This window comes from Mesorhizobium sp. M0870, assembly GCF_040319775.1.
Classification (GTDB): Bacteria; Pseudomonadota; Alphaproteobacteria; order Rhizobiales; family Rhizobiaceae; genus Mesorhizobium.
Map to the genome: position 1 here is coordinate 1 of NZ_JAMYOI010000032.1, position 23,196 is coordinate 23,196.

The 23,196-nt window shown below is 65.1% G+C and carries 27 protein-coding genes and 1 tRNA gene; 11 read left to right on the forward strand and 17 right to left on the reverse strand.

Going from position 1 to position 23,196, the window contains the following annotated elements:
- A partial coding sequence (locus tag NKH97_RS27875; RefSeq protein WP_502895379.1) for a KUP/HAK/KT family potassium transporter occupies positions 1–281 on the forward strand: 281 nt, incomplete at its 5' end.
- A 62-nt stretch (positions 282–343) separates the two neighbouring features.
- Here NKH97_RS27875 and NKH97_RS27880 read toward each other — a convergent pair.
- Positions 344–1,237 carry an SDR family oxidoreductase gene (locus tag NKH97_RS27880; protein WP_128304440.1) on the reverse strand — a complete coding sequence of 298 codons (894 nt, stop codon included), beginning with the start codon at positions 1,235–1,237 and terminating at the stop codon, positions 344–346.
- Positions 1,238–1,372: 135 nt separating this feature from the next.
- Here NKH97_RS27880 and NKH97_RS27885 point away from each other — a divergent pair, with 135 nt between their 5' ends.
- Together NKH97_RS27885 and NKH97_RS27890 are read left to right on the forward strand one after the other, a co-directional pair.
- Positions 1,373–1,783 carry a winged helix-turn-helix transcriptional regulator gene (locus NKH97_RS27885; protein WP_127293162.1) on the forward strand — a complete coding sequence of 137 codons (411 nt, stop codon included), beginning with the start codon at positions 1,373–1,375 and terminating at the stop codon, positions 1,781–1,783.
- Between the two features lie 46 nt (positions 1,784–1,829).
- A complete protein-coding gene (locus NKH97_RS27890; RefSeq protein ID WP_352439804.1) occupies positions 1,830–3,092 on the forward strand; it encodes an FAD-dependent oxidoreductase in 1,263 nt (420 codons plus the stop codon).
- On the opposite strand, the gene NKH97_RS27895 is transcribed toward NKH97_RS27890, so the two are convergent.
- Positions 3,040–3,786 carry a glutathione S-transferase family protein gene (locus NKH97_RS27895; protein WP_352439805.1) on the reverse strand — a complete coding sequence of 249 codons (747 nt, stop codon included), beginning with the start codon at positions 3,784–3,786 and terminating at the stop codon, positions 3,040–3,042. The genes NKH97_RS27890 and NKH97_RS27895 overlap by 53 nt on opposite strands.
- A 100-nt stretch (positions 3,787–3,886) precedes the next feature.
- On the opposite strand from NKH97_RS27895, the gene NKH97_RS27900 reads away from it, so the two are divergent.
- The 3 genes from NKH97_RS27900 to ilvC all read left to right on the forward strand — a co-directional run bounded on the left by NKH97_RS27900 (position 3,887) and on the right by ilvC (position 6,196).
- A complete protein-coding gene (locus tag NKH97_RS27900; protein ID WP_352439806.1) occupies positions 3,887–4,345 on the forward strand; it encodes a MarR family winged helix-turn-helix transcriptional regulator in 459 nt (152 codons plus the stop codon).
- Positions 4,346–4,517: 172 nt separating this feature from the next.
- A complete protein-coding gene (locus tag NKH97_RS27905) occupies positions 4,518–5,150 on the forward strand; it encodes a TetR/AcrR family transcriptional regulator (protein ID WP_352439973.1) in 633 nt (210 codons plus the stop codon).
- A 26-nt stretch (positions 5,151–5,176) separates the two neighbouring features.
- Positions 5,177–6,196 (forward strand): ketol-acid reductoisomerase, encoded by a 1,020-nt coding sequence (ilvC, locus tag NKH97_RS27910; RefSeq protein WP_013531065.1) that lies wholly within the window; start codon positions 5,177–5,179, stop codon positions 6,194–6,196.
- A gap of 118 nt (positions 6,197–6,314) precedes the next feature.
- Here the strand turns inward: ilvC and NKH97_RS27915 are convergent, their stop codons facing one another.
- Positions 6,315–6,878, reverse strand: a complete 564-nt coding sequence (locus NKH97_RS27915) for a BA14K family protein (RefSeq protein ID WP_352439807.1) — start codon at positions 6,876–6,878, stop codon at positions 6,315–6,317.
- A 189-nt stretch (positions 6,879–7,067) separates the two neighbouring features.
- On the opposite strand from NKH97_RS27915, the gene NKH97_RS27920 reads away from it, so the two are divergent.
- Together NKH97_RS27920 and NKH97_RS27925 are read left to right on the forward strand one after the other, a co-directional pair.
- Complete coding sequence (locus NKH97_RS27920) at positions 7,068–8,198, forward strand: endonuclease/exonuclease/phosphatase family protein (protein WP_352439808.1); 1,131 nt, start codon at positions 7,068–7,070, stop codon at positions 8,196–8,198.
- Positions 8,199–8,221: 23 nt separating this feature from the next.
- Complete coding sequence (locus tag NKH97_RS27925) at positions 8,222–8,938, forward strand: hypothetical protein (RefSeq protein ID WP_352439809.1); 717 nt, start codon at positions 8,222–8,224, stop codon at positions 8,936–8,938.
- On the opposite strand, the gene NKH97_RS27930 is transcribed toward NKH97_RS27925, so the two are convergent.
- The 4 genes from NKH97_RS27930 to NKH97_RS27945 form a co-directional block, all read right to left on the reverse strand.
- Positions 8,935–9,177 (reverse strand): hypothetical protein, encoded by a 243-nt coding sequence (locus NKH97_RS27930; protein ID WP_352439810.1) that lies wholly within the window; start codon positions 9,175–9,177, stop codon positions 8,935–8,937. The genes NKH97_RS27925 and NKH97_RS27930 overlap by 4 nt on opposite strands.
- A gap of 133 nt (positions 9,178–9,310) precedes the next feature.
- Positions 9,311–10,528, reverse strand: coding sequence for an ABC transporter permease (locus NKH97_RS27935; RefSeq protein ID WP_023812410.1), 1,218 nt, complete (start codon positions 10,526–10,528; stop codon positions 9,311–9,313).
- A 2-nt stretch (positions 10,529–10,530) separates the two neighbouring features.
- On the reverse strand, positions 10,531–11,238 hold the full coding sequence (locus NKH97_RS27940; protein WP_023812409.1) for an ABC transporter ATP-binding protein: 708 nt from the start codon (positions 11,236–11,238) through the stop codon (positions 10,531–10,533).
- A gap of 4 nt (positions 11,239–11,242) precedes the next feature.
- The gene (locus NKH97_RS27945) at positions 11,243–12,535 is read right to left on the reverse strand and encodes an efflux RND transporter periplasmic adaptor subunit (protein WP_023812408.1); all 1,293 of its coding nucleotides are present in this window, start codon (positions 12,533–12,535) and stop codon (positions 11,243–11,245) included.
- Between the two features lie 101 nt (positions 12,536–12,636).
- Here NKH97_RS27945 and NKH97_RS27950 point away from each other — a divergent pair, with 101 nt between their 5' ends.
- Both NKH97_RS27950 and NKH97_RS27955 read left to right on the forward strand, forming a co-directional pair.
- Positions 12,637–13,545 (forward strand): PhzF family phenazine biosynthesis protein, encoded by a 909-nt coding sequence (locus tag NKH97_RS27950; RefSeq protein WP_023812407.1) that lies wholly within the window; start codon positions 12,637–12,639, stop codon positions 13,543–13,545.
- Positions 13,546–13,651: 106 nt separating this feature from the next.
- A tRNA-Lys gene (locus NKH97_RS27955) sits at positions 13,652–13,727 on the forward strand.
- Positions 13,728–13,980: 253 nt separating this feature from the next.
- Here the strand turns inward: NKH97_RS27955 and cobT are convergent.
- The 7 genes from cobT to cbiE are packed head-to-tail and all read right to left on the reverse strand — an operon-like array spanning position 13,981 to position 20,319.
- Entirely contained in the window at positions 13,981–14,991 is a 1,011-nt protein-coding gene (gene cobT, locus NKH97_RS27960) for a nicotinate-nucleotide--dimethylbenzimidazole phosphoribosyltransferase (RefSeq protein WP_128304435.1), read from the reverse strand.
- 49 nt (positions 14,992–15,040) lie between these two features.
- Positions 15,041–15,817: an adenosylcobinamide-GDP ribazoletransferase gene (locus NKH97_RS27965; protein WP_128304434.1), complete on the reverse strand. Its 777-nt coding sequence runs from the start codon at positions 15,815–15,817 to the stop codon at positions 15,041–15,043.
- A 3-nt stretch (positions 15,818–15,820) separates the two neighbouring features.
- Positions 15,821–17,134: a cobyrinic acid a,c-diamide synthase CobB gene (locus NKH97_RS27970; RefSeq protein ID WP_352751286.1), complete on the reverse strand. Its 1,314-nt coding sequence runs from the start codon at positions 17,132–17,134 to the stop codon at positions 15,821–15,823.
- Positions 17,131–17,949 (reverse strand): uroporphyrinogen-III C-methyltransferase, encoded by an 819-nt coding sequence (gene cobA / locus NKH97_RS27975; protein ID WP_352751288.1) that lies wholly within the window; start codon positions 17,947–17,949, stop codon positions 17,131–17,133. Before cobA ends, NKH97_RS27970 begins: the two co-directional genes overlap by 4 nt.
- The gene (cobM, locus tag NKH97_RS27980; RefSeq protein WP_352751290.1) at positions 17,946–18,710 is read right to left on the reverse strand and encodes a precorrin-4 C(11)-methyltransferase; all 765 of its coding nucleotides are present in this window, start codon (positions 18,708–18,710) and stop codon (positions 17,946–17,948) included. Before cobM ends, cobA begins: the two co-directional genes overlap by 4 nt.
- Positions 18,707–19,093 carry a cobalamin biosynthesis protein gene (locus NKH97_RS27985; protein ID WP_352799203.1) on the reverse strand — a complete coding sequence of 129 codons (387 nt, stop codon included), beginning with the start codon at positions 19,091–19,093 and terminating at the stop codon, positions 18,707–18,709. The genes cobM and NKH97_RS27985 overlap by 4 nt, the downstream gene beginning before the upstream one ends.
- The gene (cbiE, locus tag NKH97_RS27990) at positions 19,090–20,319 is read right to left on the reverse strand and encodes a precorrin-6y C5,15-methyltransferase (decarboxylating) subunit CbiE (protein WP_352751294.1); all 1,230 of its coding nucleotides are present in this window, start codon (positions 20,317–20,319) and stop codon (positions 19,090–19,092) included. Before cbiE ends, NKH97_RS27985 begins: the two co-directional genes overlap by 4 nt.
- 1 nt (position 20,320) lies before the next feature.
- Between cbiE and NKH97_RS27995 the strand changes: the two genes are divergently transcribed.
- Complete coding sequence (locus NKH97_RS27995) at positions 20,321–21,082, forward strand: cobalt-precorrin-6A reductase (protein WP_352751296.1); 762 nt, start codon at positions 20,321–20,323, stop codon at positions 21,080–21,082.
- On the opposite strand, the gene NKH97_RS28000 is transcribed toward NKH97_RS27995, so the two are convergent.
- Genes NKH97_RS28000 through NKH97_RS28010 form a run of 3 tightly spaced genes read right to left on the reverse strand, consistent with a single transcriptional unit; the run spans position 21,046 to position 23,194 of the window.
- Positions 21,046–21,810 (reverse strand): precorrin-3B C(17)-methyltransferase, encoded by a 765-nt coding sequence (locus NKH97_RS28000; protein WP_352751298.1) that lies wholly within the window; start codon positions 21,808–21,810, stop codon positions 21,046–21,048. The two genes, NKH97_RS27995 and NKH97_RS28000, sit on opposite strands and share 37 nt — an antisense overlap.
- Positions 21,807–22,565: a precorrin-2 C(20)-methyltransferase gene (locus tag NKH97_RS28005; protein WP_352751300.1), complete on the reverse strand. Its 759-nt coding sequence runs from the start codon at positions 22,563–22,565 to the stop codon at positions 21,807–21,809. Before NKH97_RS28005 ends, NKH97_RS28000 begins: the two co-directional genes overlap by 4 nt.
- A complete protein-coding gene (locus tag NKH97_RS28010; RefSeq protein WP_352751302.1) occupies positions 22,562–23,194 on the reverse strand; it encodes a precorrin-8X methylmutase in 633 nt (210 codons plus the stop codon). The genes NKH97_RS28005 and NKH97_RS28010 overlap by 4 nt, the downstream gene beginning before the upstream one ends.
- Positions 23,195–23,196: the final 2 nt, after the last annotated feature.

Consider the following 23,196-nt stretch of genomic DNA (forward strand, 5'->3'; position numbering starts at 1 on the left):
ACGAGCTGTTCATGCGGGTGACGCTGACCTTCGGCTACATGGAGCAGCCGAACATCCCGCGCGCGCTGGCGATCTGCCGCAAGCAGGGCTGGAAGTTCGACATCATGACGACCTCGTTCTTCCTGTCACGGCGTTCGCTCAAGGCCTCGCCCAATTCCGGCATGCCGGTGTGGCAGGATCGGCTGTTCATCGGCCTGGCGCGCACGGCGGCCGATGCGACGGAGTATTTCCAAATCCCGACCGGGCGCGTGGTCGAGATCGGCACGCAGGTGGCGATCTAGGACATGTCCTGGCGGATCGGCGAATGGACTGTGCTTCACGGCACAGTCCATGTCACTCCGCTTCAACCGGCCAGCGCGGCCTTGTTTGCCTCGAGGAACTGCTTCAGCGTCTTCGACTTCCGGCCGGAAAGCGTCTCGACCGCGTCCGTCACCATGGCGATGCGGCCGGAACGCGTGTTGGCGTCGAACGACACGATGATGCGGGCAAAGTCCTCGGGAACGCCAGCCGCCTTCACGCCCTCGGTCAGGGCTTCATCCGGAACCTGCACGACATCTAGCGGCTTGCCGGTGACCTCGCTTACCAGGGCCGCAATCTCCGCGGTGGTGTAGGCCTGCGGGCCGGTCAAGGTGTAAGTCTTGCTTTCGTTCGAAACGGTAACGAGGCCGGCGGCAATCGCTGCCGCCATGTCGTCGCGCGCACCGTGCGCCATGCGGCCGTCGCCGGCGGACGTATACCAGTGTCCCGAGGCAATGGCCTGCGGCAGGGCCATGAACAGGTTCTCCTGGTACCAGCCGTTGCGGAAGATCGTGTAAGGGATGCCGCTCGCCTTGATCGCCTGCTCGGTGCCGTAGTGATCATTGGCAAACAGCACCGGCGAAACCGGTTCTGGATTAGGCATCGAGGTGTAGAGAAGGTGGGAAACGCCGGCCTTCTTCCCGGCGGCAACCGCGTTCTCGTGTTGCCTCAGGCGCTTGCCGTGAAGCAGGTCGATCTCGCCGGTCGAGATGATCAGCACCCTGTCGGCGCCCTTGAACGCAGACTCCAACGATAGTGTGTCGTCGAAGTCAGCCGCCCTTGTGATGACGCCTCGGGCCGCCAGGCCGGCGAGGTTTTCCGGATTGCGGGTGGTGGCGATGATCCGTGCCGCTGGAACCTTGAACGTGTCCAGCAGATGGTTGATGACGCCGCGGCCGAGCTGGCCGGAAGCGCCGGTGACGAGAAGGGTTTCGGTCATGGAAGATCCTGACATTGCGCCGCTAAGGCGGCTCGAGTGGCAGTCTCAAAAAGAGACCAGCACTAAAATAGGAATTGACCCTGGGCCGTAAAGAAGGCAGTTTTTCGGGAGGTAGGCAGGCGCAGGGAACCAGCGGTGGACAGCAAGATCGTCAATCTGAGATCGAAGATGGAGGTCTACAAGGCGATCTCCGGCGGCGGCAATTTTGCAAATTGTCCAGTCCGCGATGTCATCCAGGGGGTGAGCGGCAAATGGAGCTCGCTGCTGATGATGGCGCTGGCCGAAAAGCCCTATCGGTTTGGCGAATTGCGGCGGCTGGTGCCCGATATCTCACAGCGCATGCTGACGCAGACGCTCCATGATTTGCAGCGTGACGGCTATGTGCATCGCGAAGTGTTCCCGACCAAGCCGCCGAGCGTCGAATACAGCCTGACCGATCTCGGGCATTCGATGTTCGGCGCCTTGCATCAGCTGATCCTATGGGCCGAACTCAATCATGACGCGGTGCGCGACGCGCGTTCCGGCTTTGATGCCATGCAGGCTTGAACGGCAGTTAAAACCCGCGGCTTGATTTCGTCGGGCGGCTGAAGGATTGTCCCGGCCAGTTCGGCTTGGGGGCATTGGCATTTCCTACGACATAGCAATTGCCGGCGCCGGGCCGGCGGGATTGGCCATGGCGCTCTATCTCAAGCGTGCCGGGCATCGGGTCACGGTCTTCGAGCGCTTCGATGAGCCGAAGCCGGTCGGCTCCGGGCTGATTCTGCAGCCGACAGGGCTGACGGTCCTGGCCGATCTTGGCCTGCTTGACGACATACTCGCGCTGGGCAGCCGTATCGACCGCCTGCATGGCGCCGATGCTTCCACGGGCCGTACGGTGCTCGATGTCCGCTACGATGCGCAACGCGGTGGCCGCTTCGGGCTGGCGGTGCACCGGGCGGCCTTGTTCGGCGTGCTTTTCCGCGCCGCGCAGCGCGAGGCGATCGCCATCGAGACCGGCGTCGAGATCGAGGCTCTGGAGACCGGCGAACGGGCGACGCTGATATGCGGCAACCGACGAAGGGCAGGGCCGTTCGACCTCGTCATCGACGCCAGCGGTTCGCGCTCGAAACTGCGCCGCGCGAGCGCTCCAGGCGAGCCAAGAGCACTCACCTATGGCGCGTTCTGGGCCTCGCTTGGTTGGCGCGGCGACGGTTTCGATGAGCATGCGCTGCTGCAACGCTACGACAAAGCGAGCGTGATGATCGGCGTGCTGCCGGTCGGCCGGCCGCAGCCGGGCGCTGAAAAGATGGCGGCCTTCTTCTGGAGCCTGAAGCCGTCGGATGCCGATGAGGTGCGCGTCCGCGGCCTGAACGCCTGGAAGGAAAGGGTGGTCCGGCTGTGGCCACAGAGCGAGGCGTTCACCAGCCAGATCGACAGTTTCGACCAGCTCTCGCTGGCCCGCTACGGCCACCACACGATGAAGCTCCCGGCCGGTAGGCGATTGGCCGTCATCGGCGACGCGGCGCATTCCACCAGTCCGCAACTCGGGCAAGGGGCGAACATGGCGCTGCTCGACGCGGCGGCGCTCAGCCATGCGCTGGTGCGGACAACGAGTGTCGACGCAGCACTGGAGGCCTATGCGAAGGCGCGGCGCTGGCATGTCCGCATCTTCCAGGCGCTGTCGCTGGCATTCACGCCGTTCTACCAGTCGGATTCGGTGGCGCTGCCCTTCATCCGCGACAGGCTGGTGGCGACGGTGGCAAAAATCCCGCCGGCGCCGCAGTTTCTCGCCTCGATGGTGGCCGGTACGATGATCGATCCGTTCAAGCGGATTGGGCTGACCGAGGCGCGGTGGCTGGATCGTTTTGCCGGATGAGGCCTGAAAGGTGCGATCCCTTCGCTTGCAGGAAAGCATGCAGGCGCTGCGGATAGTCCGGCGCCACGGCTTGCCTGATCGACGGGCGTTCACTCAACGCCTTGCGCCAGGCTCGGACGAGCGGTTTGCCGTCCAGAATGCCGAAATCACCGATGTGGTCGAAGACATCGAGATAGCGGAAGACCGGACCGTAAACGGCGTCGACCAGCGAAAAGTGGTTGCTGGCGAACCAGGGTCCGCCGGGCTCGTCCGCCAGCTCGGCTTCGAGGCGATCGAACATGGCGGACAGCGCGCTGGATTCGGCAAGGAAGCCAGCCTCGATCGAGGCTGAATAGAACCGGCCGATGGCGTTGAGGGTTGCCGAACCGAACTCGATCCAGGCGCGATGACGGGCGCGGGCATAGGGATCGACAGGGTGGAGGGGATTGGCCTGCGTCTCTTCGAGGAATTCCAGGATGACCGCTGACTCGAAGACCACCGTTTCCTCGCCATTTCGCTGCACGCGCAGCAGCGGCACCTTGCCGAGCGGCGAGATCGCCTTGAACCAGTCCGGCTTGTTGGCGAGGTCGATATCGATGCGCTCGAACGGCACGCCCTTTTCGGCCAGCGAAATCGCGGCGCGCTGCACATAGGGGCAGAGGTGATGGCTGACGAGAATGAGCTTGTCGGCGCGTGTGCAGGTTTCGTGTTTCATCGGATCGGCTTTCCAGGGTTAATGCAATTGCATCTATATAGATGCACATGCATCGACCGTCAAGCTTGATGCAATTGCATCTATCGTCTAGGAATGCGCCATGACCGAGAAAGCCACGCCTTCGCCCGAAGCCATCAAGGCCTGGGCTCGCCTGATGCGCGTTTCGCGCCAGCTGATGGAAAGCGCCGAAGAGGCGTTGAAGGCCGCCGGCCTGCCGCCGCTTGCCTGGTACGACGTGCTGCATGAGCTCGCCGAGGCGGGTGAGGGCGGGCTGCGGCCGTTCCAGCTCATCGAGCGCACGCTGTTCGCGCAATACAACATCTCTCGGCTTCTGGCCCGGCTCGAGGCCGATGGGCTCGTCGAGAAACTGCCGGTGGCCGATGACGGCCGTGGCCAGACCATCCGCATCACCGCCAGCGGGCGAGAGACACGCCGCCAGATGTGGGCTGTCTACGGACGCTCGATTGCGGAACTGGTAGGCGCCAAATTGTCGGCGGATGAGCTGACCATGGTCTCGGCATTGCTTGGACGGCTGCGTCAACCGCCGGCCGGCGACTAGGCGAGGCTTGTCGCGCGCGGCAACGCTCATCCACTTGCAGATATTTTGCTCTCGTCCTCTTGCGTGCGGCCTTGGAATGCGCAATATGCCGAACCGTAACGTACGGTACGGATTGCCGAGTGATCGGTGGCCTGCCTTTCGAGAGAAGAGCGTTTTGCACATCTTGCCCGATATGGACACCAGCGAAGCGCTGACAGAACGGCAGAAGGCCGTCCTCGACGCGGCGTTGCGGCTGCTGGTCGAGGAGGGCGATCATCTGACCATGACCGCCGTGGCGCGCCGCGCTAGCTGCTCCAAGGAAACGCTCTACAAATGGTTCGGCGACCGTGACGGGCTGCTGACGGCGACGGTGCAGTGGCAGGCCTCGAAAGTGCGGGTGGCGCCGGTTGACGGCAAGGGGCTCGATCTTGCCTCGCTGACCGCAAGCCTCGAACGCTTTGCCTCGGACTGGCTTAAGGTGATCTCCAGCGACACCTCGATCGCCCTCAACCGGGTGGCGGTCAGCCATGCGGGCTCGGGTAAGGACAATCTCGGCGCCGTCGTGCTTGAGAACGGCCGCTTCGCATTGGCCAAACGGTTGAAGCCGGTGCTTGAGGCCGGCCGACGGACCGGGCTTTTGGATTTCACGGATGCCGAGACGGCGTTCCGCACCTTTTTCGGGCTGGTCGCCCGCGACGTGCAGATCCGTCTGCTGCTTGGCGACCGGCTGGAATTGACTGAGGCGGCGATCGGCGGCGATGCCGCGCGCGCGACGCAGCAGTTTCTCGCTCTTCATGGAGCAACAACCGGCCGCAAGGCCCTCTGATTTGTAAAAACGGGAAGGAAGACAAAATGCGCGTCTATTACGATCGTGATGCCGATCTCAATCTGATCAAGGGCAAGAAGGTCGCCATCATCGGCTATGGCAGCCAAGGCAGGGCGCATGCGCTCAACCTCAAGGATTCCGGCGCCAAGGAGATCGCCATCGGCCTCAAGGCCGGCTCGGCGACCGCCAAGAAGGTCGAGGCCGACGGGCTCAAGGTGATGAGCGTGGCGGACGCCGCCAAATGGGCCGACCTGATGATGATGGCAACGCCGGACGAACTGCAGGCCGACATCTACAAAAACGAGATCGCGCCGAACATCCGCGACGGTGCCGCAATCGCCTTCGCGCACGGCCTCAACGTGCATTTCGGCCTGATCGAGCCGAAGTCGACGGTCGACGTCGTCATGATCGCGCCGAAGGGTCCCGGCCACACGGTGCGCGGCGAATACCAGAAGGGCGGCGGCGTGCCGTGCCTGGTCGCCGTCAACCAGGACGCTTCGGGCAATGCGCTCGACCTGGCGCTGTCCTACGCCTGCGGCGTCGGCGGCGGCCGTTCGGGCATCATCGAGACCAATTTCCGCGAGGAATGCGAGACCGACCTGTTCGGCGAGCAGGTCGTGCTGTGCGGCGGTCTGGTCGAGTTGATCCGGGCCGGTTTCGAGACGCTGGTGGAAGCCGGCTACGCGCCTGAGATGGCCTATTTCGAGTGCCTGCACGAGGTCAAGCTGATCGTCGACCTGATCTATGAAGGCGGCATCGCCAACATGAACTACTCGATCTCGAACACCGCCGAATGGGGCGAATATGTCTCCGGTCCGCGCATCATCACCGCCGAGACCAAGGCCGAGATGAAGCGCGTGCTGAAGGACATCCAGACGGGAAAATTCACCTCGGAGTGGATGCAGGAATACCGCGCTGGCATGTCCCGCTTCAAAGGCATCCGCCGCAACAATGACAGCCACCAGATCGAGGAAGTCGGCGCCAAGCTGCGCGCGATGATGCCCTGGATTTCCAAGAACAAGCTGGTCGACAAGGCCAAGAATTGAGCGAAATCCACAAGCGCTCGAAAACAGCGGCTTCCATGACAAAAAACGGCGCCAAGTGGCGCCGTTTTTTCATTCTGTCGGTCAGCTCAGCTACAGGCCAGCTCAGCTACAGGCCAGCTCAATAGGGTGAGTAGCACTGCTGCCGCGGGCCGTTATAGGGCTGGAACGTGTTGTCGTAGGCCCGGTACGACCGGTAGCGGTTGTAGCACCATTGGACATGGACGCTCGAAAGCCGTCCCGCGCGGTAGTAGCGGCGCGGCGCCGGCCGGTCGTAGTAGTCGTTATTGTTGTACATGCTGCCGAGGCCAAGCCCTAGGCCAAGGCCCAGGATCGCGGCACTCGCGCCATCATCATAGTAACGGCCGCCGCGATAGTGATGGCGACCATGGCGCCAACGCCAGTTGTCTCCGCCATTCCAGTTACCACCGCCGCCGTGCCAGTGTCGACGGCCGCCGTCCCAATTGCCTGACCGGCGCCATCTCCAATTGTCGTTGTTGAACTGACGGTTGTTGCCGCCCGCCCAGCTGTCGCGGACCGGCGTGACATTCGGCGCCGCCGTGCTGGTGGGTATCGACAGATCCGGCTGCATGATCGGTCCGGCGGCGGACGGTGCCGTGACGCCGGACAGGATACCGAGGGCTATCAGCCCCGATTTGACCGTGGAAGAAAAGAGCGAACTCATTGCACTCTCCAAGAGTTACAGGCCCCACGCCCACCCGAGGAATGGGGCAACAATGGATGTTTGCATCTGAACGGCGGATGAACGGAAAGGTTCCGTCAACCATGACGCGAACGCGCCCAGGACCAATCGATCTCAGATGGTGGTTTTGCGAGCTTGTTTTCCCAAGCACTTGCGGGCAAAGGTCATGGCATGTCGCTGCGCCTTGCCACCTTCAATGTCGAGAACCTGATGAACAGGTTCGATTTTTCCGGCTATCGCAACCAGCTCAACGAGGATCGAACGCTGGCGCTGTTCGATATCCAGAGCGAAGCGGAATACAGGATCCTGGAGCAGGCCCGCGCCATCGCCCAGTCCGACGACACGCGCCAGCTGACGGCGCTGGCGATCGCTGCCACCCGGGCCGACATCATCTGCATGCAGGAGGTCGACAACATCGAAGCGCTGAAGGCCTTCGAATACGGCTATTTGTTCAAGATGGTGGGGCAGGGCTACCGGCAGAAATACACCACAGCGGGCAATGATTCGCGCGGTATCGACGTTGCCGTAATGATGCGCAACGAGACCGCGCAGGGCCAGCCGATCGAATTCGTGCGCATGACCAGCCACGCCTATGTCACCTACGAGCAGTTCGGGCTGCACACGCCGGAACTCGAGGCACTGGGCAATCAGGCCAATGAGCGCATTTTCCGGCGCGACTGCCTGGAGATCGACGTCACCGTGGGTGGCGTGCCGCTGACGCTCTATCTCGTGCATTTCAAGTCGATGGGCTCGCCGCGCAACGGGCTCGACGGGCGCGAGGCGACGATGCCGGTGCGCATCGCAGAGGCGCAGGCCGTGCGCCGCATCATCGAGGAGCGCTTCGGTGGGGACACCGCTGACAAAAGTGGGGCCGCCGACAAACGCTGGGCGATCTGCGGCGACATGAATGACTATCGCCAGCGCGTGAAGGTAGCAGGCGATGCGATCGACGGTTATCGCTTCGAGGTGGTCGACGAAGCCCTGTCCTGCATCAACGTGCTGACGGCAGGCGGCTTTTGCGAAAATGTCGTCGAGCGGCGGCCGGAGATGAACCGCTGGAGTTTCTACCACACGCGAGGACCCGAAGAGCGGCATCTGTGCCAACTCGACTACATTCTGTTGTCGAAGGGGCTCGCCGCCAGCAACGCAACGGCCGTTCCCGACATTATCCGCAACGGCCAGCCCTGGCGCACCATTTTTCCGCCCGGCCAGGAGGTCGAGCGGTTTCCGCGCGCCGGCTGGGACCGGCCGAAGGCATCGGATCATTGCCCGGTGGCGATCACGCTGGACATTGTCCGGTAAGCAGTATTGGGGCCTGATACGGTATGAGTTTCGACCTGCCGCGCAACGTCATCCTGCCGGTCGACGACATCGACGTCCGGCTCGATCCCGGTCCGCACCCTTTCGCAAGGGACAATGCAGAGGCGATCGCCGAGAACTGGCAGCACGAAATCGCCGCCAATCCGGCGCTGTTCGACGGCATGGTGGTGCTGCTGTCGCAACTTGCCTACCGCGACAGCCGTCTCGTCGGCCGCTGCCATGCGGTCAATTACTCGACGTTCATGCTGTGGCGGAAGCGGCGCGAGAATTCGGGCGCCGAGCATGCCTATGCCCATGCCATGCTGGTGGCCGGCGACAATGCGCTGGTGGCGATCCGCATGGGGCCGCACACAGTCAATGCCGGCCGCGTCTATTTCGCTGCCGGCTCGTTCGAGCCGATCGATTTTCGCGATGGGCTGGTCGATGTCGATTTCAACATGATCCGCGAGGTGCGCGAGGAAACCGGTCTCGACCTGTCAGGTGCGGAACGCGGCAAGCGCTACCATGCCATGTCGACCAGCAGCGGCACGGTAATCTTCCGCCGTTATCACGCGACGGCGTCCGCCGACGAGATCGCCAGGCGCATCTCGGCCTTCGTCGCCACCGAGACCGACCCGGAGATCGACGGGCCGGTGATCATTCGCCATGCCGCCGACCTGCCGGTCGGGCTGTCGCCGCACATGAAGCCGCTGATCGAGTGGCATTTCGCAAACAGGAATTAAGGGCGCGTCTTGTTCTGTGCCGCGTTGCGATCGTTGCGGGCGGCGACGAGGAACAGGATGAAGCCGATGCCAAGCAAGCCGCCCATCGCCATTCCCATGGTCTGGCCGACGACTGCCTGGAAATCTGATGTGACGCGATCGGGATTGGCCATGCCGAAGCGGGCGAGATACCACCAGATGCCTGCAAGACCTGCCTCGATGACCACCATCGCCAGGACCAGTCGCGCCTTCTTGCTCATCCCGCTATTCCTCCACCCAAGGTCAATTGCCCTAGCATCGCGAACAGTGTGGGGACAGTGGCGGGCCGGGTGGAAACGTCGAAGACTGTGCAAAACCGGGTCGGAGCGCCGGCCGCGTTCTGGCCGGGTTGCCCTATTCGTGCCTTAGCGCGTCGATCGGATCGAGCCTGGCGCCGCGCAATGCTGGGAAGAAGCCGAAGACCATGCCGATCAGGGCGGAAAAGCCGACGGCGAGCAGGATCACCGCCGGGCTCGGCGCAAACGGGATGGTCAGCGTCACCGCGGCGAGGCCGGCCAGCGCCAGGCCGATCAGGATGCCGATGATGCCCCCGAGCAGCGACAGCACCGTCGCCTCGACCAGGAACTGGATCAGGATGTGCTTCTCATGCGCGCCGATGGCCAGCCTGATGCCGATCTCCCGGGTGCGCTCGGTGACCGACACCAGCATGATGTTCATGATGCCGATGCCGCCGACCAGCAGGCTGACGCCGGCGACGGCGCCCAGCATGCCGGTCATGGTGGTTGTGGCGCTGGCCATGGCGTCGGCGATCTGGGTCATGTCGCGGATGGCGAAATCGCTCTCGCGGTCCGGCGTGATGCGGCGCGCATCACGCAAAATATCCTCGACGCGCGGCTGCAATTCGCTGGTCGGTGTGCGGTCGTCGGCGGCGATGTAGATGTTGTCGATGTCGCGGTTGCCGGCGATGCGGCGCTGGTAGGCGTGCAACGGCATCAGCACGACATTGTCCTGGTCCTGGCCGAAGCCGGTATAGCCCTTGGGCTCGAGCAGGCCGATGATCTTGCAGGAGGTGCGGTTGACGCGGATGATCTCGCCTTCGGGATCGCCGGCGCCGAAGAATTGCTGGCGCACGGTCTCGCCGATCAGGCACACGCCGGTGCCCGAGCGGGTTTCGGAATCGCTGAACGGGCGGCCCGACACCAGCTTCCAGTCGCGCGCATCGAGATAGGCGCTGTCGGTGCCGGTGACGCCCGAGGTCAGGCTCTCGGTGCCGAAGATGACGCGGACCTGCTTTTGCGAGGCCGGTGAAATCGCGCGCGCGCCGCTGAGATGCGCCACAAGTGCCGCAAGGTCCTTTTCCGCGAGCGGACGCACCACCTGGTCGAGCCCGCCCGGTCCGCCGGGGCCGGCCGGACGGCCGGAGCGGACCACCAGTAGATTGCTGCCGAGCTTGGAGATGTCGGCCTTGACCTTTGCTGTGGTACCCGAGCCGATGGTAAGCATGGCAATGACGGCGGCAACACCGATGACGATGCCGAGCAAGGTCAGGAACGAGCGCAGCACGTTGCGGCGGATCGAGCGCAGCGAGAGGCGGACGGTTTCCCAGATCATGGTTATGCCGTCTCCAGCTTCATTGTGTCGGAGGCGACATGACCGTCGAGGAAGCGGATGGTTCGTTCGGCATAATCGGCGACGTCGGCCTCATGCGTAACCATGGCGACGGTCAGGCCAAGCCCGGTGTTGAGCCGGGTCAGCAGCTCCATGATCTCGTGCGTGCGGGCGGTGTCGAGATTGCCGGTCGGCTCGTCGGCGACGAGCAGTGTCGGGCGCGTGACGATGGCGCGCGCGATCGCCACGCGCTGCTGCTGGCCGCCGGACAGTTCGGCCGGCGTGTGGTGCTCGCGGCCGACAAGGCCGACCTGCGCCAAGGCCTGCATGGCCAGGTCGCGGCGCTCGCGGGCGGCGACGCCGCGATAGATCAGCGGCAGTTCGACATTTTCGGCCGCCGTGGTGCGGGCCAGCAGGTTGTAGCCCTGGAAGACGAAGCCGACATAGAGGTTGCGCAGCATGGCACGGCGGTTGCGGTCGAGGCGGCCGGCGTCGATGCCCATGAAGGAATAGGTTCCGGCCGTCGGCGTGTCGAGGCAGCCGATGATGTTCATCGCCGTCGACTTGCCGGAGCCGGACGGACCCATGATGGCGACGAATTCGCCACGCCGGATGGCAAGATCGACGCCGGCCAGCGCATGCACCTTGGCCTCGCCCTGGCCGTAGCTCTTCCAGACCTTGTCGAAGGTGATGAGGGTCGCGCCCGCAGCCACGGCATCAGCTCCGCTGCTGCGACGCGGTGATGATTTGAGCGCCTTCGTCCAGGCCCGAAATGATCTCGGTCAGTTCGCCGTCGGTCGAGCCGATCTTGACGTTGACCGGGTGCGGACGCCCGTTCTCCAGCACGTAGAGCGTGCGCGAGCCGTCGGTGGGCACTGTGGCGGCCTGGCGCTGGCGGTTGCCGCCGGGGCGCCCCATGCGGCCGGTGAACAGGTCGCTCAGGCTCCAGCCGCGGGCGGCCTGCTGCGCCGGACGATAGCGGAAGGCGGTGGCCGGCACGGTGAGCACGCCCTTGGCCTGTTTGGTGACGACCGAAACGGTTGCGGTCATGCCGGGCCGCAGCAACAGCTCGTTGTTGTCGACCTCGAGCCGCGCATTGTAGGTGACGACGCCGTCGGTGGTGACCGAGGCATAGGAGATGTCGCGGATCTCGGCGTCGAACGGCCGCTCGGGGAAGGCATCGACGGTGAAGCGGGCATGCTGGCCGGATTTGACCGCGCCGATGTCGGCTTCGTCGACCGCCGCCACCAGTTCCATGTTCCTGAGATCGGCGGCGATGATGAACAGCACCGGCGCCTGCAGGGAGGAGGCGACCGTCTGGCCGGGATCGACCGAGCGCGTCAGCACGATGCCGTCGATCGGCGCATAGATGGTGCTCTTGGCAAGGTCGGTCTGCTGCGCCTTGAGGTCGGCCTGGGCGATGGCGAGGTTGGCCTGCGCACTGTCGAGCGCTGCCTTGGAACGGTCGCGCGTGGCGGTTGCTGCTTCAAGCGACTGGTCGGTCGCCATGCCACGCCTGGTCAGTTCGGCGGCGCGCACCAGCGCCTTCTCGTTTTCGGTCAGCGTAACCGTGGCGTCCTCGACATTGGCGGCGGCGGCCTTGGCCGAAGCTTCGGCGCGCTCGATCTGGACCTCGAGTTTCACCGTGTCGAGTGTCGCCAGCACGTCACCCTTCTTGACCTGCTGGTTCTCCTCGGCCGAGACCGAGCGGATGATGCCGGACAGTTCGCTTGAAATGTCGACCTGGGTGAGCGGCTGCAGCGTGCCGGTCGCCGATACCGCGACGGTGAGATCAGCCTTGGCGGCAGGCACGGTGGTGTAATCGATCCTGGCCGGCGAGCCGGCATACCACTGATAGACGCCGAGCGCGGCGGCGAGCACGATCAGCGCCAGCAGCGCATAGAGCCAGCCGCGCCGACGCGACTTGCGCCGCCCCGTCTGGTCGAGCCCAAGCGCCGTCTCGATGGCGGAATCCGATTCCGTGTTTGGCAGATTGACAATCTGGTCCACGCTGGACCCCTATAATGCGCAATGTCCCTATCTGTGCACAGATCAGGCTTACTGGTTCAAATATCAAATTAAATTTCGCCCATGTTGGGATTGAGGCAGGAATGAAAACTCGGAATTACTTGCTTTACGATGTGTTTACGACCGAGCGACTGGCCGGCAATCCTTTGGCCGTCGTGCTGGACAGCGAGGGATTGGACACGGCGGCGATGCAGGCCATCGCGCGCGAATTCAACCTGTCCGAGTCGGTTTTCGTGCTGCCGCCGGACAATCCCAAGCACAGAAACCGCATTCGCATCTTCACCCCCGACTATGAAATGCCATTCGCCGGCCACCCGACCGTGGGCGCCGCGATCGCGCTGGCCGAACTGGCGGAAGAGGGCGGCGCCGGCATCTTCGTGCTGGAGGAAAACATCGGCCCGGTGCGTTGCGCCGTCAGCAAGCACGACGGCAACACCTTCGCCGAGTTCGACCTGGCGAAGCTGCCGGAACCGCTGAAGCTCGAGGCCGATCCGGAGGCGATCGGCGCCGCCCTTGGGTTGACGCCGCATGAAATCGGCTTCGAGAATCACCGCGTCGCGTTCTGGTCGGCCGGCGTGCCCTACGTCACCATTCCGGTTGCCAATCTCGAGGCGGCGGGCCGAATCCGGCTGGACAACCAGGCCTGGTCGGAACTGGCGCCGCGCAAGAGCGAATGGGCCTTTGCCAGCCCCTATGTCTATTGCCGCGAAACGGTGAACCACGAAAGCGCCTTCCATGTGCGCATGATCGTGCCTGGCACGCCTTCCTACGAGGATCCGGCGACCGGCTCGGCGGCTGCCGCCTTTGCCGGCGCCATCATGCATTTCGACGCGCCGACCGACGGCATTTCGCAGCTGTGGATCGAGCAGGGGCTGGAGATGGGCCGGCCATCGCGCATCCGCCTCGAACTGACCGTGCAAGGCGGAAAACTGGCCTCGGCGCGCATCGGCGGCAATGCGGTCAAGGTGGCGGAGGGCAAGCTGTTCGTCTGATCGAACGCATGCTCGGTCGATTTGTCGGGAAATGATTCCGGCAGGGCTGGACAGGACCGGTGGTGGCGGCTATATGCCCGCCAACGCCGGTTTTTGCCGGCCGAGTGGGTGCGTAGCTCAGTTGGTAGAGCAGCTGACTCTTAATCAGCGGGTCCACAGTTCAATCCTGTGCGCACCCACCAAATTCCTAGAAGAGTTGGTGGAAAGACCCTGAAAGCGAGACGCGTTTGGCGCGTCTCGGGCATGCGTCTGGCCGTGATTCTTCAACCGCTATCCGGATCTCGTGGCGATTCAGCCGCGTTGAAAAATGCGGCTCAGAAACCGGCCGAATCGAAAAGCAATGCTCTTTTCCCCGGTTGAGAATCGCCGATGCCGGAAGATGCTTCCTTTGTCGTGACAACGGCTTCTTTGTCGGTCGATACGGGGGTTGGATACCTACTTCTCCGAAACACCCGCTTCTGCAAAACTTGCCATGCGGGCATGGCACTCCAGCGCCGAGCGGACGATGTTTACGGCCAGGCAGGCGCCGGAGCCTTCGCCGAGTCGCATGCCGAGATCGAGCAGCGGCGGCAGGCCGAGGGCTTCGAGCAGGCCGCGATGGCCCGATTCGGCCGAAACGTGCGCGGCAATCGTGTGGGCGAGGCCGGTCGGGTGCAGTCTGGCTAGCGGGGCCGCGGCGGCGGTGCAGACGAAGCCGTCGAGCAGCACGGGTATGCCCACATGGCGGGCGGCCAGCGTGGCGCCGAAGATGGCGGCGAGTTCGCGGCCGCCGAGCGTGGCAGCGATAGCAAGCGGATCGGCAAGGGCGGCGGCGTGGCGCTCCAGGCCGGCTTCGATGGCGACCACCTTGCGCTTGAGGCCGGCGTCGTCGACACCGGTGCCGCGCCCGGTCCATTTTTCAGCACCGCCGCCGAACAAGGCGGCTGAAATGGCGGCTGCAGGCGTGGTGTTGCCGATGCCCATTTCGCCGAAGCAGACGAGGTCGAGGTCTTTTGTCACCGCGTCGTAGCCGGCCGACACGGCGGCGAGGAACGACTTCTCGTCCATCGCCGGCACTTGGGTGAAATCGCCGGTGGGATGGTCGAGATCGAGCGGAATGACGTCGAGTTCGGCGCCGGCCATGCGGGCAAGCTGGTTGATGGCGGCACCGCCGCCGGCGAAATTCGCCACCATCTGCACGGTGACCTCCGAAGGATAGGCCGAAACGCCTTGCGCGGTGACGCCATGGTTGCCGGCGAAGACGAAAACCTTGACGCGGTCGAGTTTTGGCATGTCGCGGCCCTGCCAGCGTGCCAACCACGCGGCGATCGTCTCCAGCCGGCCAAGGCTGCCTTGCGGCTTGGTCAGCGTGTCTTGGCGGCGGACGACCGCATTGGCCGCGGCATCGCTGCCGGCCGGCAGGTCGAGGCAGGCGGCGCGCAATTCACTAAGCGATTTGAAGGGCATGGGGGCAAAGTCTCCGAAAAGGAATCAGGCCAAGGGATCAGGCCAAGGATCAGGAAAGCGCTACGGAAGCGACGAGCAGCACCGCGATCTCGCTTGCCTGCTGCAAGGCTCCGATCGTGTCGCCGGTCTGGCCATCGATCTGGTTGAGGCAAAGGGCGCGGAAAGCGGCAAACAGCAGGCCAAGCAGGATCAGCGCGAAGACGGCGCCGCCCAATCCGAGCAGGAGCAGCGGGATCGCGCCGAGCACGGCGCCGGCCATGGCGGTTTCCTGCGAGACGGTGCCGGCATCGGCCGAGAGGCCGTCGACGCGCGCTGGAGGCAGCAGATGCATGAAAGCGCCAAGCAGGCCGCGCGAGGCCGCGTGCGCGGCCAGGAGGGCGAACAGGGCCTGTGTAGGGTCGACGAGTTCCGACAGCGCGCTCCAGCGGATCAGCAGCGACAGGCCCAGCGCCGCCGCACCATAGGCGCCGATGCGGCTGTCGCGCATGATCTCGAGTTTGCGGCCGCGTGATTTGCCGCCGCCAAAGCCGTCGGCGACGTCGGATAGCCCGTCCTCATGCAGGCAGCCGGTGGTGAGCACGGTTGCCACAAGCGCAAGTGCGGCCGCTGGCCCCATGGCCAGGCCAAACCGTTCCGCCGTGGCGAAGACGATGGCGCCGATCAGGCCGACGACAAGTCCGGCAATGGGGGCTGCCCAGATCGCGGCGGCAAGACTGCGGCCGCGAAAATCGAAGACGGGCAGCGGCAGACTGGTGAAGAAGACCAGGCAAAGCGCGATGTCGTCGACGACCTGCCGCGGTGAAAGAGCCAGATTCTTGAACTTCATGCTTTAGCCCCTCGCAATCGCATGGAAGAAGGTGCCGCTGACATAGCCGCGCCGATAGCCCGAGGCGCCGATCGGATTGCCCTGGCCGTCGGCAAGGTCGGCCAGCGGCTCGTCATTGCCGGTGGCCGTCATCTGCGCATAGTGGAATTCGTGGCCGCGGATCAGCGCACCTTGTGAGCCCAGCGGGCAGTCGACGCGCAACCGCGCCTCGCGGTAGCCGAGATTCATCTTGCGTTTGGCGAAGCTGGTGGAATGGCCGAGCAGGCCGAGCATCGCATGCGTTTCGCCCGACGCATCCTCCAGCGCTTCGCCCAACACCATGAAGCCACCGCACTCGCCATGGATGGGCTTTGTTGCTGCAAAACACGCCATCCCGGCGCGGAAATTCGCGGCGGCGGCGAGCTTGCCGGCGTGTAGCTCGGGATAGCCGCCGGGTAGCCAGCAGACATCGCAGGTCTCGTGGGGCGCTTCGTCGGCGAGCGGCGAGAACGGGACGATTTCCGCACCTGCCTTGCGCCAGTAGGCGGCGACATGTGGATAGAGGAAGGTGAAGGCGGCATCCTCGGCCAACGCGATGCGCTGGCCGGGCGGCGCCAGCGCGTCGTCGAAGCCGCCATGTGCCGGGGTGAGGGGTGTCGCCAGGGCCATGATCGCATCGAGGTCGAGCGACTTTTCCGCCATGTCGGCCAGCCGGTCGAGATGCGCCATCAGGTCGTCATATTCGCCGGCCTGGACGAGGCCGAGATGGCGCTCGGGCAGGTTCAGCGTGGGATCGCGCAGGATGGCGCCGACGACCGGCAAGCCGATCGCCTCGATGGCCTCGCTGCACAGCTTGCGATGGCGCTCGCTGCCCAGCCGGTTGAGCACGATTCCGGCCATGCGTACATCCGGATCGTAGGTGGCAAAGCCCTTGGCGACGGCGGCCGCGGTGGTCGACTGGCCGGAAACGTCGAGCACCAGCAACACCGGCAGGCCGTAGAGCCGCGCCAGGTCGGCGGCCGAGCCGGTGCGCCCCGGCGAGGCCGGAATGCCGTCGAACAGGCCCATGGCGCTTTCGAGGATGACGAAATCGGTGTCGTCGGCGGCTTGCGCAGCGAGTGCGTTGAGCAGCGATGGCGGCATCGCCCAGCTGTCCAGGTTGACGCCGGACAGTCCCGTGGCGGCGGTGTGGAAGCCGGGGTCGATATAGTCGGGGCCGGATTTGGCGCCTCGCACCTTCAGTCCGCGCCGGGTCAGCGCGCGTAAAATGCCTATGGTGACGCTGGTCTTGCCGGAGCCGGAGCGCGGCGCGCCGATGATGATCGCGCGGGCGGTCACAAAGCACCTACCAGTGCCGCGCGCATGGCGACGATGCCGCCGACGACGATCAGCGCCGGCGAGGCAAGGCCGGCGGCCGCGGCTTCCTCGGCAATGGTGGCGAGCGTGGCGACGACGGTTCGTTCCTGCGGCGTCGTCGCGGCGACGATCACTGCCGCCGGTGTCGACGGCGCCAGTCCGCCATCCAGCAGTGCCGCTGATATCAGCGGCAGATTGGCCATGCCCATATAGACGACCACAGGCTGGCCGGTTCGGGCGATCGCCGCCCAGTCGAGATCGTCATCGGTGCCGGCGGCGTGGCCGGTCGCCAGGATCACCCCCTTGTTGATGCCGCGCATGGTGGCCGGGATGCCGGTGGCGGCCAGCGCGCTGAGCCCCGATGTCAGGCCGGGCAGGACGCGGAACGGAATGTTTTCGCGCACGAGCGCCAAGGCCTCTTCGCCGCCACGGCCGAAAATATAGGGATCGCCGCCCTTCAGCCTGACGACGCGGCGGCCTTCGCGTGCCAGCCGGACCAGCAAAGCGGTGATGTCGTCCTGTTTCATCGACGGTTTTCCGCCGCGCTTGCCGGCAAAGAACAGCTCGGCGCTTTCGGCAACGGCGACGACATTGGGGGAGACCAGCGCGTCGTAGACCAAGGCGTCCGCCTCGGCCAACGCAGCCAGCACTTCCAGGGTCAGGCAGCCGGGATCGCCGGGACCGGCGCCGGCCAGCCAGACATGGCCCGGTTCGAGCGGGCGCGGCTTGAAATTCAGCCGGGACAAGGCTTTTTCGAGCGTGGCGTTTTCGCCGGTTTTTTTGGTGCTGCCGCTCACAATCCGTCCCGTCCGCGAAAACGCCGCTGGTAATGGGCGTCGTACAATGAACTCTCCCCGAAATCCTGTGCCGCCAGCGAGCGGCCGACGAAGATGATCGCCGTGCGTTCCATCGGATCGGCGGCCAGCAACTCTTCGATGGTCGCCAGCGTGCCGGTCAGCACACGCTCGTCCGGCCAGGAGGCGCGGAAGACGACCGCCACCGGGCAATCGCCGCCATAGTGCGGCGTGAGCTCGGCGACGATGCGGTCGATGGCGTGGATGGCAAGATGAATAGCAAGCGTGGCGCCGGTGCGGCCGAAGCCGGCGAGCGTTTCGCCGGGCGGCATTTTTGATGCGCGCCCGGAGATGCGGGTCAGCACCAGGCTTTGCGCGACTTCGGGAATGGTCAGCTCGCGGCGCAATGCTGCGGCGGCAGCGGCGAAGGAGGGGACGCCCGGCGTCAGCGTGTAGGGAATGCCATGCTTTTCCAACCGGCGGATCTGCTCGGCCACGGCGCTCCATACCGACAGGTCGCCGGAATGCAGGCGGGCGACGTCATGGCCTGATTTGTGGGCCTCGACATAGGCGGCTTCGATCTCGTCGAGCGACATCGGCGCGGTGTCGATCAGCTTTGTCCCTGGCGCGCAATGCTGCAGCAATTCGGGCGCGACGATCGATCCGGCATGAAGACAGACCGGGCAGCTCGCCAAGAGTCTCGCGCCGCGTAGCGTAATGAGGTCGGCGGCACCGGGACCGGCGCCGATGAAATGAACGGTCATGGCGCATCTCCGCTGATGGCGATGGCACAAGTGACCGAGCCGAGCACCGTGCGGGGGCCGAGCAGTTTTGCCCCGGCGCCGGCAACGGCGAGGGCTGACGCCTCGGAAACCGAGGGCGTGCCGGCAACATCCTGCGAGAGCTCGGAATGGCTAAGCGTGTCCGACGAGGCAGCCTGAAGTGCTGAGTTGTCGACGACGATGACCGGAAGGCTCAGCGCGCGGCCAGCGGCGGCGATCGCTTCTTCATCCTTCTTGAACTCGGCAGTTGCCAGTGCCGAAAGCGCCGTCACCGCCAGCCCATGCGTCTCCAGCGCGGTTTCGACCGTTGCAAGCACGTCTTCGACGCTCACGCCCTTTCGGCAGCCTATGCCTGCGACCATCATGGCTTCACCCAGCTCCATTGGGTGACCGGCATGGCCGGCCGCCATGCCTGCATCGAGCCGACGGGCGATGCGCGGGATATGTTTATCCGCGTGAGATCGCCGCCAAGCGAGACATGGCGGGCGAGAAGCAGGGTTTCCATCTCCAGCGTCACCGCGTTGGCAACGAGGCGGCCGCCAGCGCGCAGCGCCTTGATGGCGGCATTCAAGACACCGGCATCGCTGCCGCCGCCGCCAATGAAGATCGCATCAGGCGTGTCCAGCCTGGCAAGCGCCCTGGGGGCGCTGCCTTCCACCACGACAAGGCCGGGAACGCCACAGGCGGCGGCGTTGCGGCCAATACGGGCGGCGCGGACCGGGTCGGCCTCGACGGCTATAGTGCGCATGGAAGGGTGGGCCAGCATCCATTCGATGCCGATGGAACCGGAGCCGGCGCCGATGTCCCACAGCAGCTCGCCGCGCCGTGGCGCCAGCGCCGACAGGGTGATCGCGCGGATTTCGCGCTTGGTGATCTGGCCGTCATGGTCGAACAGATGATCGGCAAGGCCTGATGTGAGCGGCAGGACGCGCGCATCCGGACCGGATTCAACTTCGACCGCCAACACGTTCAGCGGATTGATGCTTTCGAGATCGAAGGCATCGGCGCGCGCCGAACGCTGGTTCTCGTTTGGCCCGCCCAGTGCCTCCAGAACGGTGAGCCGCGATGCGCCGAAGTCGAGTTCGGTGAGCAGGCGGGCGATCGCCGCAAGGGCTTCGGCGTCCGACGTCAGCGCCAGGATGCGCGCGTTCGGTTGCAGGAGTGGCCGGATCAGGTCGAGTGGCCGGCCATGCAGCGAGACGGTCTCGATGTCCTGCAGCGCCCAGCCAAGGCGGGCGGACGCCAGCGAAATCGCTGACGGCGCGGGAATGACATGCATCTCCTGCGCCTTCACTTTCCGGGCGAGGGTGGCGCCAACGCCGTGGAAGAACGGATCGCCCGAGGCGAGCACGCAGACGCGCCTGCCGGCAAGCGCCAGGACGTCAGCCATCTCGGCATCGAAAGGAACCGGCCAGGCGCGCGGCTCGCCCTTGGAGAAGGAAGCGACGAGCGCCAGGTGCCGCTTGCCGCCGAAGATGACTTCCGCCCTGGCAATCCGCTGCTTGGCCTCGTCGCCGAGACCGGCTAAACCGTCCTCGCCGATGCCAACGATTGTAAGCCAAGCGGCGCTCGATTGACCCCTAGCAGGCATGATGACCCACCGCATTCTGATCCTCGGCGGCACCACCGAAGCCCGGCAACTGGCCGGAAAACTGGCTGCGCGCGCTTCGGTCACGCTGTCGCTGGCCGGGCGCACCGAAAGCCCGGTCGCACAGGGCGTGCCGATGCGAAGCGGAGGCTTTGGCGGCGCCGATGGGTTGGCCGCCTACCTGCGGGAGACGGGCACCGACCTGCTGATCGACGCCACGCATCCCTACGCGGCGCAGATCTCCGCCAATGCCGCACAGGCGGCGCGCACTGCCGGCGTGCCGATCCTTGCTCTGCGGCGCCCCGGCTGGGAGCCTGTCGAAGGCGACCGCTGGACGCTGGTCGATAAGGTTGCCGATGCCGTGCAAGCGCTTGGAGTGGCGCCGCGCCGCGTTTTCCTGGCACTCGGCCGGCAAGAAGTAGCCGCTTTCGAAGCAGCGCCCCAGCACCACCATCTTATCCGCAGTGTCGACCCGGTCGAGCCCAAGCTTGCCGTGCCCGATGCCGTATATCTGCTGGCCCGTGGCCCGTTTCGTGAGGCGGAGGAACGCGCGCTGCTCGAAAAGCAACGCATCGATGTCGTCGTGTCCAAGAACAGCGGCGGCGAAGCGACTTATGGCAAGATCGCCGCGGCGCGGGCGCTTGGCCTCGAGGTGGTCATGATTCGCAGGCCTGATCTGCCGGATGTTCCCGCGGCTGAAACCGTCGAAGCACTGACCCTGATGGTCGATCATTTTGTCCGCCCCGTGGACGAGCGCGGCGTGTAAACCAGCGCCGGCTTCTCCGCGCGCTTGATGATCCTGGTTTCCGGCGAGCCGATGATGATGCAGGTCGCCATATCGGCTTTTTCAGCCTCGACATCGGCCAGCAGGTTGACCTCGATGCGCTCGTCCGGGCGGCCGGCGGCGCGGCCGAAAATCACCGGCGTGGTGCCAGGCAGGATAGCGGTCAGGCATTCAAAGGCGCGGCCGAGCTGCCAGGGGCGCGCCTTGCTGATCGGGTTATAGAGCGCGATGACGAAGCCGGCGCCGGCCGCCGCCAGCAGGCGCAGTTCGATCAGCTCCCAGGGCTTCAGATTGTCGGACAGCGAGATGGCGCAGAAATCATGGCCGAGCGGCGCGCCGATGCGGGCGGCGACCGCCAGCATGGCGGTGATGCCGGGCACCACAGCGACATCGACCGCGCGCCATTCGGCCGGGCCGGCCTCGATCGCCTCGCAGACGGCCGCCGCCATGGCGAACACGCCGGGATCGCCACCGGAAACCACCGCGACGTCGTGGCCCTCGGCGGCTTTGACCAGTGCGTCCTTGGAGCGGGCGAGTTCCTCGCGATTGTCGGAAGCGACGCGGGTCTGATCCGAGCGCAAGTCCAGCCGGTCGAGATAGGGTTTGTAGCCGTAAAAGAATTTCGCCTCGGCGACGGCGCGGCTGGCTTCCGGCGTGACCTGATCGGCATTGCCGGGGCCAAGGCCGATGACAGTGAGACGGCCGCTCATACTTGCGCTCCCACGGCGCCGGGGCGGCCGGACCAGCCGGCGACCAGCACGATGGCGAAATAGGGCGCCTTGTCGTCCGGCTTGTCGGCCAGCTTCATCGACACGCTGCCGGCCATGGTGCCGCGCTCGACATAGACGGCGCGCGACAGCTTGGCCGTAGCCTCCAGCGCCCTCCTGATCTTGGGCAGGTTACGGCCGACCTTCATGATGACGGCGGCATCGGTGTCAGCCAGCCGGCGCGTCAGCTCGAACTCGCTCATCGTGCCGGGCAGCACCGTCAGCACATCGTCGCCCTGGACGATCGGGATACCAGTCTGCGACCAGCAGCCGGACATGGCGGTGACGCCGGGAATGACTTCGGTCGGGAAGCGATGGGCGAGGCGCACATGCAGATGCATGTAGGAGCCGTAGAAAAGCGGGTCGCCCTCGGACAGCACGGCAACCATCCTGCCGGCTTCGAGGTGCTCGGCGACCCTCTCGGCCGACTCCTCATAGAAAGCCGTGATCTGCGACCGGTAGTCGTCGTGGTCCTTGTCGATTTCGGTGGTGACGGGATAGAGCAGCGGCAGTTCCGTCATTTCGGGGCGGAACTGCGCTTCGACGATGGCGCGCGCGTTGCTGTTGTTGCCGCGCTTGGCGAAATAGGCCACGACATCGGCTTCCGCCAAGGTGCGCGCGGCTTTCAGGGTCAGCAGTTCGGGGTCGCCGGGACCGGTGCCTACGCCGACGAGACGGCCTTTTGCAATGGCGTTCACAGGCCCGGCCTCGCCAATGAATTGAGCGCGGCGGCGGTCACGGCGCTGCCACCGAGCCGGCCGCGCACGATGGCGTAGGGAACGCCATAGGAATTCTCGGCCAGCGCGTCCTTCGATTCGGCAGCGCCGACGAAGCCGACCGGCATGCCGATGATGGCCGCCGGTTTCGGCGCGCCGTCGCGCAACTTCTCCAAGAGATAGAAGAGCGCGGTCGGCGCATTGCCGATGGCGACCACCGAACCGGCCATGCGGTCGCCCCACAGGTCGATCGCGGCGGCGGAGCGGGTGTTGCCGATCTCCCTGGCGATGTCGTGCGTGCGCGGATCGCGCAACGTGCAGATCACCTCGTTGCCGGCTGGCAGCCTGGCGCGGGTGACGCCATGCGAGACCATTTCCGCGTCGCAGAAGATCGGCGCGCCCGCCGCCAAAGCGATGCGGGCAGCGGCAACGAAATCCTTGGAGAACACAAAATGACTTGATGCTTCGACCTGCCCGCAGGCATGGATCATGCGGATGGCAACATCGGCCTCGGCCTCGGAGAAGCGCGACAGATCGGCCTCCGCGCGGATAATGGCGAAGGAGCGCTCATAGATCGCCGTGCCGTCATGGATATAGTCGTAGGCGGCCATGC

Coding starts and splice junctions, on each gene's coding strand:
- NKH97_RS27915 (WP_352439807.1), bottom strand. CDS start 6,878: ATGAGTTCGCTCTTTTCTTCCACGGTCAAATCGGGGCTGATAGCCCTC.
- NKH97_RS27925 (WP_352439809.1), top strand. CDS start 8,222: ATGAGTTTCGACCTGCCGCGCAACGTCATCCTGCCGGTCGACGACATC.
- NKH97_RS27985 (WP_352799203.1), bottom strand. CDS start 19,093: ATGATGGTCGCAGGCATAGGCTGCCGAAAGGGCGTGAGCGTCGAAGAC.
- ilvC (WP_013531065.1), top strand. CDS start 5,177: ATGCGCGTCTATTACGATCGTGATGCCGATCTCAATCTGATCAAGGGC.
- NKH97_RS27965 (WP_128304434.1), bottom strand. CDS start 15,817: ATGAAGTTCAAGAATCTGGCTCTTTCACCGCGGCAGGTCGTCGACGAC.
- NKH97_RS27930 (WP_352439810.1), bottom strand. CDS start 9,177: ATGAGCAAGAAGGCGCGACTGGTCCTGGCGATGGTGGTCATCGAGGCA.
- NKH97_RS27935 (WP_023812410.1), bottom strand. CDS start 10,528: ATGATCTGGGAAACCGTCCGCCTCTCGCTGCGCTCGATCCGCCGCAAC.
- NKH97_RS27920 (WP_352439808.1), top strand. CDS start 7,068: ATGTCGCTGCGCCTTGCCACCTTCAATGTCGAGAACCTGATGAACAGG.
- NKH97_RS27880 (WP_128304440.1), bottom strand. CDS start 1,237: ATGACCGAAACCCTTCTCGTCACCGGCGCTTCCGGCCAGCTCGGCCGC.
- cbiE (WP_352751294.1), bottom strand. CDS start 20,319: ATGCCTGCTAGGGGTCAATCGAGCGCCGCTTGGCTTACAATCGTTGGC.
- NKH97_RS27900 (WP_352439806.1), top strand. CDS start 3,887: ATGACCGAGAAAGCCACGCCTTCGCCCGAAGCCATCAAGGCCTGGGCT.
- NKH97_RS27905 (WP_352439973.1), top strand. CDS start 4,518: ATGGACACCAGCGAAGCGCTGACAGAACGGCAGAAGGCCGTCCTCGAC.
- NKH97_RS27995 (WP_352751296.1), top strand. CDS start 20,321: ATGACCCACCGCATTCTGATCCTCGGCGGCACCACCGAAGCCCGGCAA.
- NKH97_RS27895 (WP_352439805.1), bottom strand. CDS start 3,786: ATGAAACACGAAACCTGCACACGCGCCGACAAGCTCATTCTCGTCAGC.
- NKH97_RS28010 (WP_352751302.1), bottom strand. CDS start 23,194: ATGGCCGCCTACGACTATATCCATGACGGCACGGCGATCTATGAGCGC.
- NKH97_RS27950 (WP_023812407.1), top strand. CDS start 12,637: ATGAAAACTCGGAATTACTTGCTTTACGATGTGTTTACGACCGAGCGA.
- cobT (WP_128304435.1), bottom strand. CDS start 14,991: ATGCCCTTCAAATCGCTTAGTGAATTGCGCGCCGCCTGCCTCGACCTG.
- NKH97_RS28000 (WP_352751298.1), bottom strand. CDS start 21,810: ATGAGCGGCCGTCTCACTGTCATCGGCCTTGGCCCCGGCAATGCCGAT.
- cobM (WP_352751290.1), bottom strand. CDS start 18,710: ATGACCGTTCATTTCATCGGCGCCGGTCCCGGTGCCGCCGACCTCATT.